Below are 17,866 nucleotides of genomic sequence, written 5' to 3' on the forward strand. Positions count from 1 at the left end.
TATTTTAAACACAAAGGGACCTTAGAGCATGGTCCAAGATCTAATTTACCCCAAATATAGGAGGTGTAAAGATGAGGGGTAAGGTTTTAGGGGTACTTTTAACAGTTTTACTTTTAACACTTTTGTTTGTACCTTCTACCTTAGGTCAAGTTTCTTTACCACGTAATGAGACTGTATATACTGTTGGAGCTCTTTGGTCAGCAACTACTTATAGCTTATATGCACCCTCAGCAACCTATGGAACAGAACATTTCATGTACTTACCACTCTTTATCTACAGCAACATGAAAGACGGATGGTTACCAGTTATTGCTGAGTCATTCACAGCAGTAAATAAAACCACATTAAGAGTAAAGATTAGAGATATTGCAAAATGGAGTGATGGTACACCAATTACAGCTCAAGATGTTGAGTTCACTTTTAATTGTACAAAGGAAGTAGGATTTGGTCCTGGTAATGGTTGGTGGGATTACATTAAATCTGTAAAAGCAGTAGATAATAAAACTGTAGAATTTGTAATGAGACCAGATGCTCAAAACTATGCATCTTTCTTAGGTTATGCATTAACAACAAGAATCGTTCCTAAACACGTATATGAACCACTTTTAAAGAAAGGCGTTCAAGCTGTAAAAGACTTCCAAAACGATGATCCAGCCAAACAAGTAGTATCTGGACCATATAAACTCTACTACACAGATCCTAACATCGTTGTATACGGAAGGATTGATGATTGGTGGGGTAAATCTGTATTTGGACTTCCTGTACCAAAATATATTGCCAACGTGATTTATAGAGATAACGCAGTTGCAAACTTAGACTTTGAGAAAGGAAATGCTGATTGGGCAGGAGTATTTATACCAGATGTAAGCTCTCTCTGGAAAACCAAGAAACTCCCAATTGGTACATGGTTCAAAGATAAACCATACTTCATGCCAGATGGACTTGATTTACTCTACATAAGCTACTACAACCCACTTCTTAAAGATCCTGCTGTAAGAAAAGCTATTGCCTACGCTATTCCATACAAAGAAATGCTTGATAAAGCATACTTTGGCTACGGTAACCAAGCCCATCCATCAATGGTAATAGATGACTTTGAAGCATATCATGAATACATTGATCATGCATATGCAAGATATTACTGGGGTTCTCCAGATGGAAAACCTAAGACTGATCTTAAGAAAGCAAACGAGATACTTGATAAGGCAGGATACAAGAAAGGAAAAGATGGAATAAGAATTAGCCCAGATGGAAAGAGAATGGGTACCTTCACCATCCAAGTTCCAAATGGTTGGACCGACTGGATGATGATGTGTGAAATGATGGCAGCAAATATGAGAGCAATCGGACTTGATGTAAAGACTGAATTCCCAGACTTCTCTGTATGGTGGACAAGATGGACACAAGGAACATTTGATTTCATACTTGGATGGTCTGCTGGCCCCGGATTTGATCATCCATGGAACGTCTACAGATTAGTACTTGATCCAGCACTCTATAAGCCATTTGGTCAGGATCAATATGGTAACTTTGAAAGATATAACAATCCAGAAGTAGGAAAACTCTTAGATAAGATTGCAGCAACTCTTGATCCAAAAGTTAAGAGAACATTATTCTTCCAGATACAAAGAATTATTTACAGAGATCTTCCTGCCATACCTCTCTTCTATGGTGCCCACTGGTATGAATACAACGAAACAGTATGGACAGGATGGCCTAATGCAGAAAAACCATGGTGGTTCCCAGCTGCTCCATGGAGTGGATATGCACTTCCTGTTCTCTTTGGTATTGCACCAAAAGGTCAAACACCCAAAGTTCCTACATGGGTAGAATTTAAAGCAAAAGGCGGACTCTTGATACCAACCAACGATATACTCAATGCCTTAGCAAAAGCAAAAGCCAAGTAATAATTTAGGAAAGCAAAATGGATCATGCTCTAAGGTCCTAAAGGTTAATAACGAAACATATCCCCCCGGATTAGATTCCGGGGGGTATATTTTGATTAAAAAATGCAATAGGTAAACACAACAATACAAAAGGAGGCTTATAAATAAATGCCAAAATCAGCCTTAAAACCTTTCTTAAAATATATAGGAAGAAGGCTTTTCTTCTTAGTACTAACATATCTCGTTGCCATAACCATAATCTTCATACTACCAAGGGCAATCCCTGGAAATCCTCTTGCCACCCTTCTTCAACGTATAGCTGTACAGGGTGCAGCCAATCCAGAAACCGTATCAAATGTACATAAAGCTCTTATGGAAGAATTTGATATAGACAAACCTATAATAATACAATATTTAAGATTCATAGGAAGACTTTTTACAGGAAATCTTGGAACTTCTATTCATTATTATCCTAAAAAATGTCTTGATGTATTAGCACCTTTTATTCCTTGGACTTTATTTTTACTTATACCAGCCACCCTTACAGCCTGGATAATTGGAAATACCTTAGGAGCAGTAGCCGGAAATAAGAGAGGTACATGGATAGATAATATAGTCCTAAATTCTTCTCTTGTAATTAGCCAAATACCTTACTATTGGTTAGGTATGTTACTTATTTATACTTTTGCAGTAAAACTAAATATATTTCCGAACCAAGGAGGATATTCTCAAGGAATAATCCCAAGTCTAAATATCAAATTTATATTAGATGTTCTTCATCACTATATACTACCTTTTCTCTCTATAGTAATTGCAGCTATAGGGGGATGGGCCATTGGTACAAGACTTCTTGTTATTTATGAACTTGATGCAGATTATACCGTTTTTGCTGTAAACTTAGGAATGAGAGATTCCACAGTTTTTAAATACGTTTTCAGAAATATACTCTTACCCCAAATAACAGGTCTTGCTTTAAACTTAGGTTCTGCCCTTGGCGGTGCTTTAATTACAGAGTTAATTTTCAACTATCCCGGTACTGGATATATACTATTTAGGGCATTGAGCACCTTAGATTACCCCTTAATACAGGCCATATTTGTAATCTTAATAGTTGCTGTTTATTTAGCCAACTTTATTGTTGATTTTGTTTATGCCATTGTAGATCCAAGAATAAGATTAGGACAAGGAGAGGGAAGCTAAAATGTGGAAACAAATGATAAGACCTTTATTTAAAAATCCCAAATTTATTGTTGGATTGACCATATTCCTATTAATAGTTCTTATGGCTTTAATAGGACCAGTAGTCTATCCCAAAGATCCCACTTCCTTTGCAGGAATGCCAGAACAACCACCAAGTAAAGATTATCCCTTAGGAACAGATACTTATGGGGGAGACCTATTAGCTAAACTTCTAAATGGTACTAGATCTTCACTCTATATCGGATTCTTAGTTGCTATTATCTCAATGATCATAGGTTTATTAGTAGGAATCTTCTCAGCAATGAAAGGTGGAATAGTAGATGAGCTTTTAATGTCCTTTACAAATATTGTACTAACCATACCAAGCATTCTTCTTGCCATATTAATTGCAAGTTACCTAAGAATTAGAAGCTTAGAAGTCATAGCAGTAATCTTAGGAGTTCTTACATGGCCATGGTTTGCAAGAGCAATTAGAGCTCAACTTATGAGTTTGATAAATAGAGAATATGTATATCTTTCAAGACTTGCTGGATATAGCGACTTCAGACTTGCAATTGAAGACCTAATTCCTGCAATAGCTACCTATGCCTTTATGGCTTTTATACTCTTTATCAATGGTGGTATTTTAGGTGAAGCAGGATTAAGTTTAATTGGCTTAGGACCAACAAAGGGAGTAACCCTTGGTGTTGTACTACAATGGGCAGTACTTATGGAAGCAGTAAGAAGGGGATTATGGTGGTGGTTTATCCCTCCTGGTGTTGTCATAGTTCTTCTTACTTCCTCTCTTCTAATAATAACCACAGCAATGGATGAAGTATTTAATCCAAAGCTAAGAGAGAGGTGATAGAAATGAAAGGAACATTAATAATAAGCTTAGATAATGTAAAAGCATACTATGCAAGAGGGGAATATTATGTAAAGGCAGTAGATGGAGTAACATTAAATGTTTATAAAGGAGAAACAGTAGGAATTGTAGGTGAAAGTGGTTCTGGAAAATCTACTCTATCAAACGTTATGATAATGAATATCAAAAAACCATTAACTTTTATTGACGGAAAAGTAACATTAAATGTGGGAGCAAACTTCTTAGAGCTAAATAATATGTCAAGACAAGAGCTACAAAAAATTATATGGGGGAGAGAAACCTCCATTATTCCTCAATCAGCAATGAATGCCCTTATGCCAACAAAAAAAATAAGAGATTTCATCTCTGACTTGGTAAAAGATCATTTTGAAAGAGCCTTAAATGAGGAAGAAATCGTTGAAAGGGCTAAACAAAGATTTACCGATGTAGGAATAAGCCCTAACGATATATATAGATATCCTTTTGAACTTTCTGGTGGTATGAGACAAAGAGCAGTAATAGCTATTGCTACTCTCTTAAATCCAAGACTTCTTATATGTGATGAGCCTACATCCGCCCTTGATGTGGCAAATCAAAAATTAGTATTGAAAACCCTTGAACAATTAAGAGTAAGAGAAATTGTAGAGTCTATAGTATTTATAACCCATGATATTGCTACTGTAAGACAGATTGCCACAAGAATGGTGGTTATGTATGCAGGAAAAATTGTGGAAAATAGCCCTACTGATGACATAGTAAAAGAACCTCTACATCCTTACACAAAGGGTCTACTTATGTCAGTTGTAACTCCAGAGCCAGAAGTAAAGAAACGTGGTATATCTTTCATTCCAGGTACACCCCCAGATCTTGCTAATCCACCTATGGGTTGCAGATTCAATACCAGATGTCCTAATAAGATGCCAATATGTGAAAAAGAGGAGCCTCCTCTTATAAAGATAGATACAAATAGAGAAGTAGCATGTTTTCTATTTAATAAATGAGGTGAGATAAAATGGCACTTTTAGAAGTTAAGAATTTAAATAAAATATATGAAGTGGGTCTTTTTGTAAGAAGGCATATACATGCAGTGAAAGGTATTAATTTTACAGTAGAAAAGGGAGAGATAGTATCTCTTGTAGGAGAAAGCGGCTCTGGTAAAACAACTACTGCAAAGATGATATTAAGGCTTGAAAAACCAACCTCTGGAGATATTATTGTGGAGGGTATAAATGTTTGGAAAGATATAAAGACAGTGGAAGACAAGAAAAACTATTATAGAAAAGTACATGCAGTATTCCAAGACCCTTTTGCCAGTTATAATCAATTTTATCCTATTGATAGAATACTACATCAAGCCTTAAATTTAATAGGTATAGATCCCAAAAATGAAAGATCTAAGGAACTAATCGAAGAAGCATTAGTAAATGTAGGTTTAGAGCCCAAAAACATTCTTGGAAAATATCCTCACCAGCTTTCTGGAGGAGAAAAACAAAGAATAATGATTGCAAGATGCTGGATTTTAAGACCATCATTAATTATAGCTGATGAACCTGTATCCATGATTGATGCATCAACTCGTGGTGGTATAATAAAGCTATTTGAAAGATTAAGGGATGAAACAGGAACTTCTATTATATTTATTACCCATGATATGGGACTTGCTTATTATATATCAAATAGAATCTTCATAATGTATAAGGGTGAAATAGTAGAAGAAGGAACACCTGATGAAATAATTTCATCTCCAAAACACGATTATACAAAGAACCTAATTGGAAGTATACCAACCCTATATAAGAAGTGGGAAGATATTGGAGAACTGGAAAAAAGAGCATAGGGGAGAGGCTTTCTCTCCCCTTTTATTTTTTTATTAATATTATCCACGTTACCTAATCCCCTTTTATAAAATTACCTTTTAATTATTTTATTAGTACCAACGTGAAATTTTCATGATATACTATAAATATAATTTGTTAGGGAGGTATATTAAATGGAGAGGGATATAAAAAAACTTATCTCACAGATGACTCTTGAAGAAAAAGCCTCTTTATGCTCTGGACTTGATTTCTGGCACACAAAACCCATTGAAAGACTTGGCATACCATCAATAAGAATGTCTGATGGTCCCCATGGACTTAGAAAAGAAGAGACCATGTTCAGCAAGACTGTACCTGCCACCTGTTTTCCACCAGCATCATGCCTTTCTGCCTCTTGGGATAGGGATCTAATTGAGAGAGTAGGAAAAGCTATTGGAGAAGAATGCCAGGCAGAAAATGTACAAATTCTACTTGGACCTGGAGTAAATATAAAAAGATCTCCCCTTTGTGGAAGAAACTTTGAATACTATTCTGAAGATCCACTTCTCTCATCAGAGATGGCCAAACACTTCATAAAAGGAGTACAAAGTGAAGGAGTAGGAACATCTATAAAACACTTTGCAGCTAACAACCAAGAACACAGAAGACTTACAGTAAGTGCAGAAGTAGATGAAAGAACATTAAGAGAGATCTACTTAGCCAGTTTTGAGAAGGCAGTAAAAGAAGCAAAACCATGGACAGTAATGTGCTCTTACAACCGAGTAAATGGAGTATATGCCTCTGAAAATGAATTTCTTTTAACAAAGGTATTAAGAGAAGAATGGGGATTTGAAGGATTTGTAGTATCAGACTGGGGAGCTGTAAATGACAGAGTAAAAGGACTATCAGCAGGACTTGATTTACAGATGCCTTATGATGGAGGTTGGGGAGACAAAAAGATCATAGAAGCAGTAAAGAAAGGAGAACTAAAAGAAGAGATTTTGGACGAAGCAGTAGAAAGAATACTAAGCATTGTCTTCAAGGCTATAGAGAATAAAAAAGAGAATGCCACATATGACAAAGAAGCCCATCATAGGCTTGCCAGAGAAGTAGCAAGAGAATGCTTTGTCCTTCTTAAGAATGAAGAAAAGATCTTACCATTAAAGAAAGAAGGAAGGATAGGTTTAATAGGAGCCTTTGCAAGAAAACCTCAAATACAAGGAGGAGGAAGTGCCCACGTAAACCCAACCATGGTAGATGATGCAGTAGAAGAGATAAAGAAACTTTTGGAAGGAAAAGCAGAGACACTTTATGCAGATGGATACAAAATAGAGACTGATGAAGTAGATGAAAACCTCATAGAAGAAGCAAAAGAAGTAGCAAAGAAATCAGATGTAGTAGTAATCTTTGCAGGACTTCCTGAAAGATACGAATCGGAAGGATTTGACAGGCCTAACATGAAGATGCCCGAGAATCACAACAGATTAATAGAGGAGATAGCAAAGATAAACAAAAATGTAGTAGTGGTACTAAGCAATGGAGCACCAGTAGAGATGCCATGGGTAGATAAGGTAAAGGCAATACTTGAGACCTACAGAGGAGGACAAGCCTGGGGAGGAGCAGTGGCAGATGTACTTTTTGGAGTTGTAAGTCCATCAGGAAAGCTTCCTGAAACCTTCCCAAAGAAATTAAGTGATAATCCCTCCTATCTCTTTTTCCCAGGGGAAGGAGACAAGGTAGAGTATAGAGAAGGAATCTTTGTAGGATACAGATACTATGACAAGAAGGAGATGGAAGTACTCTTTCCCTTTGGACATGGCCTCTCTTATACAACTTTTGAATATTCAGATCTAATTTTAGACAAGAAAGAGATGACTGATGAAGAGATATTGAAGGTAAGGGTAAAGGTAAAGAATACAGGAGGGATGAAAGGTAAAGAAGTAGTACAGCTTTACGTAAGGGATGTAAAAAGTAGTGTAATAAGACCAGATAAAGAGCTAAAAGGATTTGTAAAGGTAGAGCTTGAGCCAAAGGAAGAAAAAGAGGTTACTTTTGAACTTGATAAGAGAGCTTTTGCTTACTATAACGTAGAGATAAAGGACTGGTACGTAGAGACAGGAGAGTTTGAGATACTAATAGGAAGATCATCCAGGGATATAGTACTCAAAGATACAGTATTTGTGAAATCTACAAAACAAATTAAGAGAAAGTATCATATTAATTCCACTATTGGTGATATCTTAGATGATCCTGTGGCAAGCGTAAAATTTCAAAATGTACTTAAACAATTTGTAAGCCTATTCCCACAATTCTCAACTGAAGAGGGTATAATGAACTTTGCAGAGATGATGAAATATACACCTTTGAGAGGATTAATACACTTTGGTAGTGGTAAATTTACAGAAGAAATGTTAAATGATTTACTAAAAGAACTCAATTCTTAAATTTCAATTAAAATAAAAGGGAGATAAAACATGGAGATTAAAGGAAGGCCTGCCACTATATGGCTCTCTCTTCCTTCAGATCTTCTTATAGGAGAGAGCGTCTTAGATATAAAGGACGATCTTCTTATAGAAAAAAGAAAAGTATTTTTTGAAGAAAGATATACCTATCTATTATTATCTGAAATAGAAGGTATTGAGATTACTCAAAAAGGGGATAAAATCTTTTCTTTTCTCTTTTTTGCCTTTTTGGCAGGAAGACTCTATTTTCTTTCTTTCATATCTTTACTAATTTACTTACTATGGAGACCCACTTTTCTTATTGTTCATGGAAAAAACTTACAGATAGGAATATCTATAAATCAAAAAGATATTAAACCTTATGTGGAATTTGCTAACAACTTAATTGAGAAAGTAAAAGAATACAAAAAGCATTGAGGGGGATTTTAATATGAGTATTCATATAGTACCAGAGCCCAAAAAATTAGAGTTTAAAGAAAGATGGTTTGAGTTTGATGGATTTGAAAATTTTCCTGAATTTCTTTCTAAGGAATTTCAAATACCAAAAGGAAGTTGGAAGATTAAAAAAATAGAAAAAAATGGAACAGGCATCAACATTAAAGATAAAGAAGTGGAAATATGGGGAGATACAAACATATGCTTTGCCACTTTGATCCAGTTAATACTACAAAACAAAAATCAATTACCAGAAATATATGTGGAAGAAGATTTTAAATTTAAATTCCGAGGTTATCATCTTGATATAGCGAGAGGCGGCGTACCTTTACTTAAGGAATTCAAAAGAATTTTAAGACTACTATATTTATTAAAATACAATTTCTTTGCCATATACTTTGAAGATCTTTTCCCTTGGAAAAGCTTTCCCCAAATAGGAGCTCTAAGGGGAAGACTTGCTGAAGAAGAATTGAGGGAAATTATAGACTATGGTAAGAACTTAGGAATAGAAGTTTTTCCATCCTTAGAGCTTTGTGGACATATGGAAAATATTCTTATTCTACCTGAATTTATGAAATATAGTGAATGGCATAGACCTGAAGAAGGATGTTTAGATGTTTCAAACGAAGAAGCCAGAAATTTTACCTATAAACTTCTTTCCGAAGTAATAGAATTCTTCCCATCCCAATATATCCATATTGGTGGAGATGAAACATGGGCTCTTGGAAGAGGAAGAAGTCTCGATAAAACAGGTATATTTCAAGGACCTGAACTTTTTGAGATGCATCATAAGAATCTAATCTATCAAGTGAAGGAAAGTGGAAAGATACCAATGGTTTGGGGAGACATGCTCACGGGAATGTATTTGAGAGAGGAAGAAAAGGAAAGATGGAAGATAGTTCTTGAAAGTAATATATGGGATGAAACAGTTATTGCTAATTGGGATTATACCCACCTCTCTGAAGAACATTTTGAGAAGAAGATAAATATGTTTGGAAAAAGAAAGGAAAAAGAAATAGCCTCTCCTGGGGTTTCCAACTGGGGAAGGTTTTATCCAAATTTTGATATTGCTTTAACTAATATTACAAATTTCTTAAGACAAGCCAAAAAAGAAAACCTTCCAGGATTTCTTCTTACAGCATGGGGAGATGATGGGGCTGAATGTCTATATTCTTTTCTAAATCCTTTAATACTTGCCACTATGGAGATTGCGGAAGGAAAGGAAAATTGGGAAGAAAAATATAAGGCATTATTTAAAGAAAAAGATGAATTAATAGAAATAAGAAAATTATTAGGACAAAATTCAGTAGCAGAAACTATAAAACATGTATTTCTTGGAGATACTTTGTACAGATATAATACAGAATTCAAAATTGAATTGAAAAGTACTGGAGATTTTTGGGTAGATTACTATTTAGGCATATCTTCCCTTTTATCTAATAAGGATGAACTTCTCAAAATATATAGCAATGTATTAAACAAAATGGAGTCTATAGCTTTACCAGAAGATCTTTCCCTTATGAAGAATATGCTAAAAATAGCCATCAATAGACTTAATGGAAATCTAAGTTTTTCCGAATATATAGCCTTTGGGAAAAAATACGCAGATCTTTGGCTTTCTGAAAGGAAGAAAGCAAACTTAGAAAAGGTCATTATAAAAATATATGGGGCAGGAGGTAGGGCAGATCTTAATATATACTAAAGAGCATTGTAAACAATATGACCCTCTACCATAGTAAGTTTTACATTAAAAGATTCATCCAATACAGTAAGATCTGCATCCTTTGATACTTCAAGGCTTCCCTTTCTTCCATCCATACCTATTACCTTAGCGGGAGAAAGGGAAGCCATATAAACAGCATCTACCAAATTAACAATTTCTTTTTCTACCATATTTTTAATTGCTTTATTCATGGTTAAAGTGCTACCAGCTAAGGAACCTGATTCAAGTGTTGCCTTTCCATCCCTCACTAAAACCCTTTGTCCTGCCAAACTATATTCTCCATTAGAAAGTCCAGCAGCCATAATTGCATCAGTTATTAAAACTACTTTATCCCTTGGTTTTATCTTGGTTACCAATTTAAGTATATGATCTGAAAGATGATATCCATCAGCTATTATCTCCACTGACAATCTATCATCTACTAAGGCAACCCCTATAATCCCAGGCTCACGGTGATGAAGAGGCCTCATACCATTAAAAAGATGAGTAACATGAGAGAGTCCCAAACTTATAGCCCTCTCCACATCTTGAGAAAGGGCAGATGTATGTCCAGCTGATATTATTACTCTTTTTTTTGATAGATATGAAATAAGATCTAAAGCTCCTTCTAATTCAGGGGCTAATGTAATAAGCTTTACATGGAGAGAAAGAAGTTCATTAAGACTATTTAAATCTGGTTTCAAAATAGCATCTTCTCTCTGAGCTCCTTTATAATCAGGATTTAAAAAAGGTCCCTCTAAATGGATTCCTATAAATTTCGTTCCTTTTACGACATTAGATGAAATATACTTTTCTATCTCATAAATTGCCTTTTTCATTTCAGGAAGAGAAGAGGTAGCAAGAGTAGGAAGACAAGAAGTTACCCCTTTTGATGCAAGGAAATAAGAAATTTCCTCCATATCATTAAAAGAAGAATTAAGAAAATCTCTTCCATAAGATCCATGAATATGAATATCAATAAATCCTGGTGATATAAAGAAATCTTCTAAATAAAAAACCTCACTATCTTTGTCTACTTCCTTTCTTTCTCCCACATAAGAAATTTTATCCTCTTCAATTTCAACCATTCCTTTTTGTAAAATCCTATCCTTCAATATAACCTTTCCAATAAAAACTCTCTTTTTCATGTTAAAACTCCTTTATTTTATCTTTATAGATTTTAATAAGCTTCTGATTTATATCATTCTCCCTACTATCAATACTACATCTAAACAAAGGAGGAATAATATCCATTCTCTCTAAAATACAAGCAGTCTCATAAAAGATCTCATGTAAAATGATAGAGGAAATAATAGTAGATACGGGTGAAGTCTTTATCTTTTTATCTCTCTCTAAAGATAGAAGAAGATCGTCAGAAGGTCCTGGAATAAAAATTACAAGATCACATATATCTTTTAAATTTTTCTTGGAAGAATGTTTAGAAGGGATATTAGAATTTTCCTTGTTTATAAGACCTATTGTATAAACTCCTCTTTTCTTTGCCTCCAATACAGAATCAATAGCAATCAAATCTCTACCAGTATAGGATATAACATACAGAATATCCTCAGAAGACAATTTATGATTATTTATTAATACCCTTCCATATCCTTCAATCCTTTCTAAAAAATTACCTTTCAGTATCCCATCCATATAGGAAGTGGAAAAATCCCATATAGGATTAATACATGCAAAAACTCCTGCCCTAAAGAAAAACTCTAAGGATAAAATATTATAATGCCCAAAACCAAGTATATGTATAATGCCACCATTTTTTATAGATTCCGCTGTTTTTATAGCTGATTTTTCAATAGATTCTTTTTCCCTTTTTATTTCCTCGAGAAGTAATGACAAAGTATCTATATATTTCATATTAACACCCTCTTTATAAAAGAGGATACTTTATTATAACACCATTTTATCAAGTATATTTACTAATCGTTTTCTTTCTGATTTCTTATCCAAGGAGTAGACAGAAAGTAATGTAGGAAGAGGTTTTAATCTAAATTCTTGAATAAAATTTTTTAACATACCCTTAGAAAAAGAAACACCCCATTTCCTATCATACCTCACATAATTCCTTATAAATTCATCAATTAAGATCCTATCTTTCTCATTAAGATTTAAATAGTAATTTATAAATTTGTCCCTTTTCTTCAAAGGCAATATATTAAAAAATTTAACTGCAAGGTCTTTTCTTCCCTCCAAAAGAGGATGAGATTTTCCAATAATCTTGTTTGTAAACCACATGATAAACATATTTTTTTCAGCCTTTTGAATAAAAAGATCTATATCATTTATAAAAAGACTATAAAGTTCTTTTAAATTAAAATTACCTTTATAATCATTCCTCTTAATTAAACTCATATAAGTACTTATAAAAAGTATCTTCCTTTTTTCCTTTGAAATCTTCTTTAACTTCTCTTTGTTTTGTAGAAATTCCATAATTATCTTTAACTTTACATACTCATTTACAATGGGATATGGATCATTCATATAATCTACTTTTAAATCTATCCTTTCAAGCATATTTCTTATAGTCTCTGATCTTACCTTAAAAGTCCAACCTTTTAATATTTTTGAGAGATTAGGCTTACTTATACCCAAAATATCTGATAGCTCATACAATTTTTTATCTTTTCCAATATTAATTAGATACTCCCTAAGCTCTTTTGTATTTTCATAACTTGAGATATCAAAATTAATTCTCTTAGTATTACAAAACTCAAATAAACTCTTATAATGCTCCTTTGTTCCCCATCCTCCCTTTTCTGGAAGATCATCATATAAAAGACAAATTATTTCCGCTGTCTCCCATATATCTTCATCTCTTACAATCTTTTGTATCTCAAACAAAGTATCAAGAATATAAAACCTTCCCTCCATATCCTCCCTAAAACAGCCTAAATAATAACAAGCCTTTTTAGATATGTTAAGAGAAAAGCAAGGATGTATATCTTTAAGATACCAAGAAGCATTATTAAGATTAGATAAAATTCCTGTAGGATGGGGAATTTTTAAAGCAGTTTTTGCTCCTTCAAAATATAGCCTTATTGCCGATCTTATGTTATTCTCCATTACTTCCATATTTGCCCTATTCCAAAGAATAAAAACATAAGTAGATGGATCTTTAAGATATTCCTTACTCCAAAAACGTATCTTAGCAGATCTTCCCTCGTAGGACCTTTTTAGATAATAATCATACAGGATAGGTGCAATTATCTTCCTGGCAAGAATGGGAATTTTAGAAAAATTTTTCCTAATATCCTCTAATATAAATTCAGCATTTTTGTCTTTAAGAAACCTAAGAAAATTAACTTTATCCGAAAGCAAAATATAATATAGGGTTAAATTATCTTTGGAAAGTTTCAGGGCTTTTTCCACATATTGTAGAGCCAGTTCATAATCCTGAGACCACTTATATCTCTGAGCAACAAAATAATAATACCACTCCTTTGGCAATTTTTCCTCTAACATAAGATTTAAAAAGGGTTTGGAAAAATTACCATATTTAAATAAAATATAAGAGATAGTATGTACCTTTTTATACATATTTTTGTTTTATTATATCAAAAAGTAATATTAGATACAGCAACATCAAAAATAAGAAAAAGTATAGAAACATGGATCTCAAAATGTAGATAATATCTTAATCCTTATTAATAGTATATTTGATTGTCAAATAAAAAGATATATTGTTAAAATAGAAGTTATCTTAAAGGAGGATATGTTAATGAAGAAAATAATAACCATTTTAATAATATTGATTATATCATTATTTAATATTGTTTTTGCTGACCCAGCACCAGGTGAAAACCAAACCTATACCTCTAAGCCACCTGTAGAGGTTGTAGTAAATCTTTCCAACAAGTAAGCTAAAAAATTTATCTGGAAGGGGGGAGGGGGACCCTCAAAAGGGTCCTTCTTTTTCTTATTACATGAAAAAATTTCTAATCCTAAAAATCATAATACTTCTATTACTAATGTTTTTTCCTGCAAAAGGTGAGAACACAAATACTCTTACCTTTGCAGGAGATTATAACTTTCCTCCTATCGAATATATAGACTCCCAGGGAATTCCTCAAGGGTTTGCAGTAGATATTATAAGAGAGTTGGAAAAAAGGATTAATAAAAAGATCAATATAATACTAGTACCATGGAATGAAGCAGTAGAACTTCTTGACAAAAGAGAAATTGATGGCATAGAGTTTATGAGGGTAACCGATGAAAGAAAAAGAAAATATGATTTTATCACATATTTAGAGAGCTTTAGTGTAATAATAATACCCTCTGATTCACCTATACAAAGCTTTGGTGATCTTAAAAATAAAAAAGTTGCAGTTTTAAACCAAGATGTAGCTCATATATTTTTAAAGGATATAACAGAGACTATTCCTTTTAAAAGTTCTGAGCTTGTTGTTCAAGCTTTAATAGAAAGAAAAGCTGAGGCTGGAGTACTTAATTACTACGTGGCAAGATATATCATAAATAAAAATAATTGGAATGATCAACTTAAAATACTCCAAGATAAACTCTTTTCAAGTTTTGCAGGTATTGCCCTTCCTAAAGGAAGCCCTTATTATTCTGAGATTAAAAAAGGCTTAACTGAGATACTAAATAGTACACATTATAGAAATCTTTTAACTAAATGGTTTGGGGAAGAAGTATTACTAAGGCTGGAATATAAAAAGAAAGAAGCAGTATCTAATGCTTTAATTTTTATGATTACTATAATTATCCTTCTATTAATCGGCATTTTAGGAAGCAGAGAATATCTCAAGAGGGAAGTAAAAAAGAGAACTAAAGAGATCAATTTAGCATACACTTTTCTCAAAGATATAGCTCAAAAAAACTTAGATGATATAGAAAAAGTATATTTTGAAAAATTAAAAGAACTTTTTCCCAATTCCAATATCAAATATTACAAGAGAAAAAATGGAGAATTTTTTCTTGCCTACTCCTATCCTCAAGAAAAAGGATATTCATTAACAATTGAAGACATAGAAAATATGGAAGGTTATAGAAGATATTTTATGGTAGAGGGAAATATTTATTCTGTATTAATAATTGAAGAAAATATTCCTTATCCTATTACTTACTTTAACCTTTTATCAGAAGAATTTCAAAATGCATTAACAAGGTTATATATAAAAGAGAAGATAGATAGGGAAAAAGAGATAAATGAAATTATGAATCTACTTTCCAAAAAAGAGGATGAAAATATTCTTTTAGAAAATCTTTTAAAAAGAGTCTTACATATTCTTAAAGCTGATGCAGGATCAATAATGATCTATGATAAAGAAAATAAAATATTAAAAATTAAAGTTGGGATAAATATACCTCATGAGGTAATAAAGAATACTCTTCTAAAAGAAGGCGAGGGAATAGCAGGATGGGTTTTAGAGCACAGAGAACCTTTAATATTAGAAGATGTATACAAAGATAAAAGATTTAAAATTATAGAACCCCGTTTTGAAATCAAATCCTCTATATGTTATCCGCTAATACACAAGAATGAACCAGTTGGGGTAATAAACATAAACAGCCTAAGAGAAAACAGAATTTTTACTAACGATGACCTTTCCATTATAGAAAAATTTGCCCCTTTAATTTCTGCATATATTTACAATGAGGAAATGGAAAAAAAGATATTTAAACTTCATCGTGAAACATTAATCACCATTGTAGAGATGGTAGATGCAAGAGATCCTTATACAGGAGGACATTCAAAAGAAGTAGGTAACATAACAGTAAATTTTGGTAAAAGTTTACTTCTTAATGAGGAAGATATGAGAAGATTAGAGTATTCTGCCTATCTTCATGATATTGGAAAGATAAAAGTGCCAGATTTTATTCTGAAAAAACCTGGAAAACTTTCTGATGAGGAATATATGATAATGAAAATGCACCCTGTATGGGGCGAAGAACTTTTACACCATATATCAGTCTTTAGAGACATAAGTAAAATAATTAGGCATCACCATGAAAGATGGGATGGAAAGGGTTATCCTGATGGATTATCAGGAAATGATATACCCTTTTTATCAAGAATTATTACATTAGCTGATAGCTTTCAAGCCATGACTGCTTTTAGACCATATAAAAGACAATTAACCATCGATGAAGCTATTCAAGAGATAAAAAGGTATAAAGGTACCCAATTTGATCCAGAGCTTTCAGATTATTTTATAGAATTCATTCTAAAAGAGACTAAGCCAATAAAATAATTAAAACTTACTTACAAAATCCATTATTAATTCCTTTAATGTGGGAATTCCTGCATCTTCATAATGGTAATAAATTCTTATAGTCTTATGTCTTATATTTATCACAGATCTCAAATCTACAGGAGTTCCTATAATTACATAGTCACAATCTACATTATTAATAGTTTCTTCCAGCTCTTTTAATTGTTCTTTACTATAACCCAAAGCAGGAAGTATCTTGTCTATATGTTTATATTTTTCATAAGCCTCCTTTATACTTCCAACTGCATAAGGTCTAGGATCCACCAATATAGCCCCTCTCTCCTTTGCAAATAGATATCCAGCTCCAAAAGGCATTTCTCCATGAGTCACAGTAGGTCCATCTTCTATCACCAATACTCTCTTTCCTTTAATATCTTCTTCCTTCTCGGATATTATGGGTGATTTTGCTAAAACAATCTTTGCCTTCTTATTTCTCTTTCTCACATTCTCCATTACCCTATTAATATTCTCAGAAGGAGCAGTATCTACCTTATTTATCACTATTATATCTGCAAGATATACATTAATCTCCCCCGGAAAGTAAGATAATTCATGACCTACTCTGTAAGGATCAACTACAGTGATAAAAAGATCAGGCTTATAAAAGGGAAAGTCATTATTCCCTCCATCCCAAACTATTATATCTGCTTCCTTTTCTATTTCCTTTAATATCTCTTTATAATCTACTCCTGCATATAAAATAGCCCCCTCTTTAAGATGGGGCTCGTATTCCTCTCTCTCCTCTATAGTACATTCATATTTATCCAAATCCTCTAATTTTTCAAATCTCTGAATCCTCTGTTTTAAAAGATCACCATAAGGCATAGGATGCCTTACCACTACTACTTTAAATCCTCTTTCTCTTAAAGTTTTAACCACATATCTTGAGGTTTGACTTTTCCCTGATCCTGTTCTTACTGCACAAATAGCTATAACTGGCTTTTCACTTTTTAACATGGTCTCCGTTCCAAGAATTTTAAAATCTGCAGAAAGAGATAATACAAGACTTGCTCTCTGCATCACATACTCATGGGATACATCGCTATATGAAAAAATTACTTCATCCACATTATATTCTTTAATGGTTTCTTCCAATCTATCCTCACTAATTATAGGAATACCATTGGGATAAAGTTCTCCAGCAAGTTCAGGTGGATATATTCTTCCTTCTATACCAGGAATCTGGGTAGCAGTAAAAGCTACTACCTCATAATCAGAATTATCTTTAAAATAGACATTAAAATTATGAAAGTCTCTCCCACCTGCCCCCATTATAATGACTTTTCTTCTCAT

Annotated in this window: 14 protein-coding genes; 10 read left to right on the top strand and 4 right to left on the bottom strand. The window is 33.2% G+C overall.

The window, feature by feature from the left end:
- The first annotated feature begins 71 nt into the window (after positions 1-71).
- The 8 genes from ACY3JM_RS01115 (at position 72) to ACY3JM_RS01150 (ending at position 10,325) form a co-directional block, all read left to right on the top strand.
- The gene (locus ACY3JM_RS01115; protein WP_463111483.1) at positions 72-1,907 is read left to right on the top strand and encodes an ABC transporter substrate-binding protein; all 1,836 of its coding nucleotides are present in this window, start codon (positions 72-74) and stop codon (positions 1,905-1,907) included.
- A gap of 147 nt (positions 1,908-2,054) precedes the next feature.
- Complete coding sequence (locus ACY3JM_RS01120) at positions 2,055-3,086, top strand: ABC transporter permease (protein WP_463111484.1); 1,032 nt, start codon at positions 2,055-2,057, stop codon at positions 3,084-3,086.
- 1 nt (position 3,087) lies between these two features.
- Positions 3,088-3,930: an ABC transporter permease gene (locus tag ACY3JM_RS01125; RefSeq protein WP_463082967.1), complete on the top strand. Its 843-nt coding sequence runs from the start codon at positions 3,088-3,090 to the stop codon at positions 3,928-3,930.
- A gap of 5 nt (positions 3,931-3,935) precedes the next feature.
- Complete coding sequence (locus ACY3JM_RS01130; protein ID WP_463082968.1) at positions 3,936-4,931, top strand: ABC transporter ATP-binding protein; 996 nt, start codon at positions 3,936-3,938, stop codon at positions 4,929-4,931.
- An 11-nt stretch (positions 4,932-4,942) separates the two neighbouring features.
- Positions 4,943-5,767: an ABC transporter ATP-binding protein gene (locus ACY3JM_RS01135; protein ID WP_463111485.1), complete on the top strand. Its 825-nt coding sequence runs from the start codon at positions 4,943-4,945 to the stop codon at positions 5,765-5,767.
- Between the two features lie 153 nt (positions 5,768-5,920).
- The gene (locus ACY3JM_RS01140; RefSeq protein WP_463082970.1) at positions 5,921-8,170 is read left to right on the top strand and encodes a glycoside hydrolase family 3 C-terminal domain-containing protein; all 2,250 of its coding nucleotides are present in this window, start codon (positions 5,921-5,923) and stop codon (positions 8,168-8,170) included.
- 30 nt (positions 8,171-8,200) lie between these two features.
- Positions 8,201-8,605 (top strand): hypothetical protein, encoded by a 405-nt coding sequence (locus ACY3JM_RS01145; RefSeq protein ID WP_463082971.1) that lies wholly within the window; start codon positions 8,201-8,203, stop codon positions 8,603-8,605.
- Between the two features lie 13 nt (positions 8,606-8,618).
- Positions 8,619-10,325: a beta-N-acetylhexosaminidase gene (locus ACY3JM_RS01150; protein ID WP_463111486.1), complete on the top strand. Its 1,707-nt coding sequence runs from the start codon at positions 8,619-8,621 to the stop codon at positions 10,323-10,325.
- Here ACY3JM_RS01150 and nagA read toward each other — a convergent pair.
- The 3 genes from nagA to ACY3JM_RS01165 are packed head-to-tail and all read right to left on the bottom strand — an operon-like array spanning position 10,322 to position 13,877.
- Positions 10,322-11,473, bottom strand: coding sequence for an N-acetylglucosamine-6-phosphate deacetylase (gene nagA, locus ACY3JM_RS01155; protein WP_463111487.1), 1,152 nt, complete (start codon positions 11,471-11,473; stop codon positions 10,322-10,324). The genes ACY3JM_RS01150 and nagA overlap by 4 nt on opposite strands.
- Position 11,474: 1 nt before the next feature.
- Positions 11,475-12,197 (bottom strand): sugar isomerase domain-containing protein, encoded by a 723-nt coding sequence (locus ACY3JM_RS01160; protein WP_463082974.1) that lies wholly within the window; start codon positions 12,195-12,197, stop codon positions 11,475-11,477.
- A 33-nt stretch (positions 12,198-12,230) separates the two neighbouring features.
- On the bottom strand, positions 12,231-13,877 hold the full coding sequence (locus tag ACY3JM_RS01165) for a hypothetical protein (RefSeq protein ID WP_463111488.1): 1,647 nt from the start codon (positions 13,875-13,877) through the stop codon (positions 12,231-12,233).
- 181 nt (positions 13,878-14,058) lie between these two features.
- Between ACY3JM_RS01165 and ACY3JM_RS01170 the strand changes: the two genes are divergently transcribed.
- Both ACY3JM_RS01170 and ACY3JM_RS01175 read left to right on the top strand, forming a co-directional pair.
- A complete protein-coding gene (locus ACY3JM_RS01170) occupies positions 14,059-14,199 on the top strand; it encodes a hypothetical protein (RefSeq protein WP_463111489.1) in 141 nt (46 codons plus the stop codon).
- Between the two features lie 109 nt (positions 14,200-14,308).
- On the top strand, positions 14,309-16,552 hold the full coding sequence (locus tag ACY3JM_RS01175; RefSeq protein WP_463111490.1) for an HD domain-containing phosphohydrolase: 2,244 nt from the start codon (positions 14,309-14,311) through the stop codon (positions 16,550-16,552).
- Here the strand turns inward: ACY3JM_RS01175 and ACY3JM_RS01180 are convergent, their stop codons facing one another.
- Positions 16,553-17,866 (bottom strand): cyclic 2,3-diphosphoglycerate synthase, encoded by a 1,314-nt coding sequence (locus tag ACY3JM_RS01180; protein WP_463111491.1) that lies wholly within the window; start codon positions 17,864-17,866, stop codon positions 16,553-16,555.

It is taken from the genome of Dictyoglomus sp. SSW (assembly GCF_055181335.1).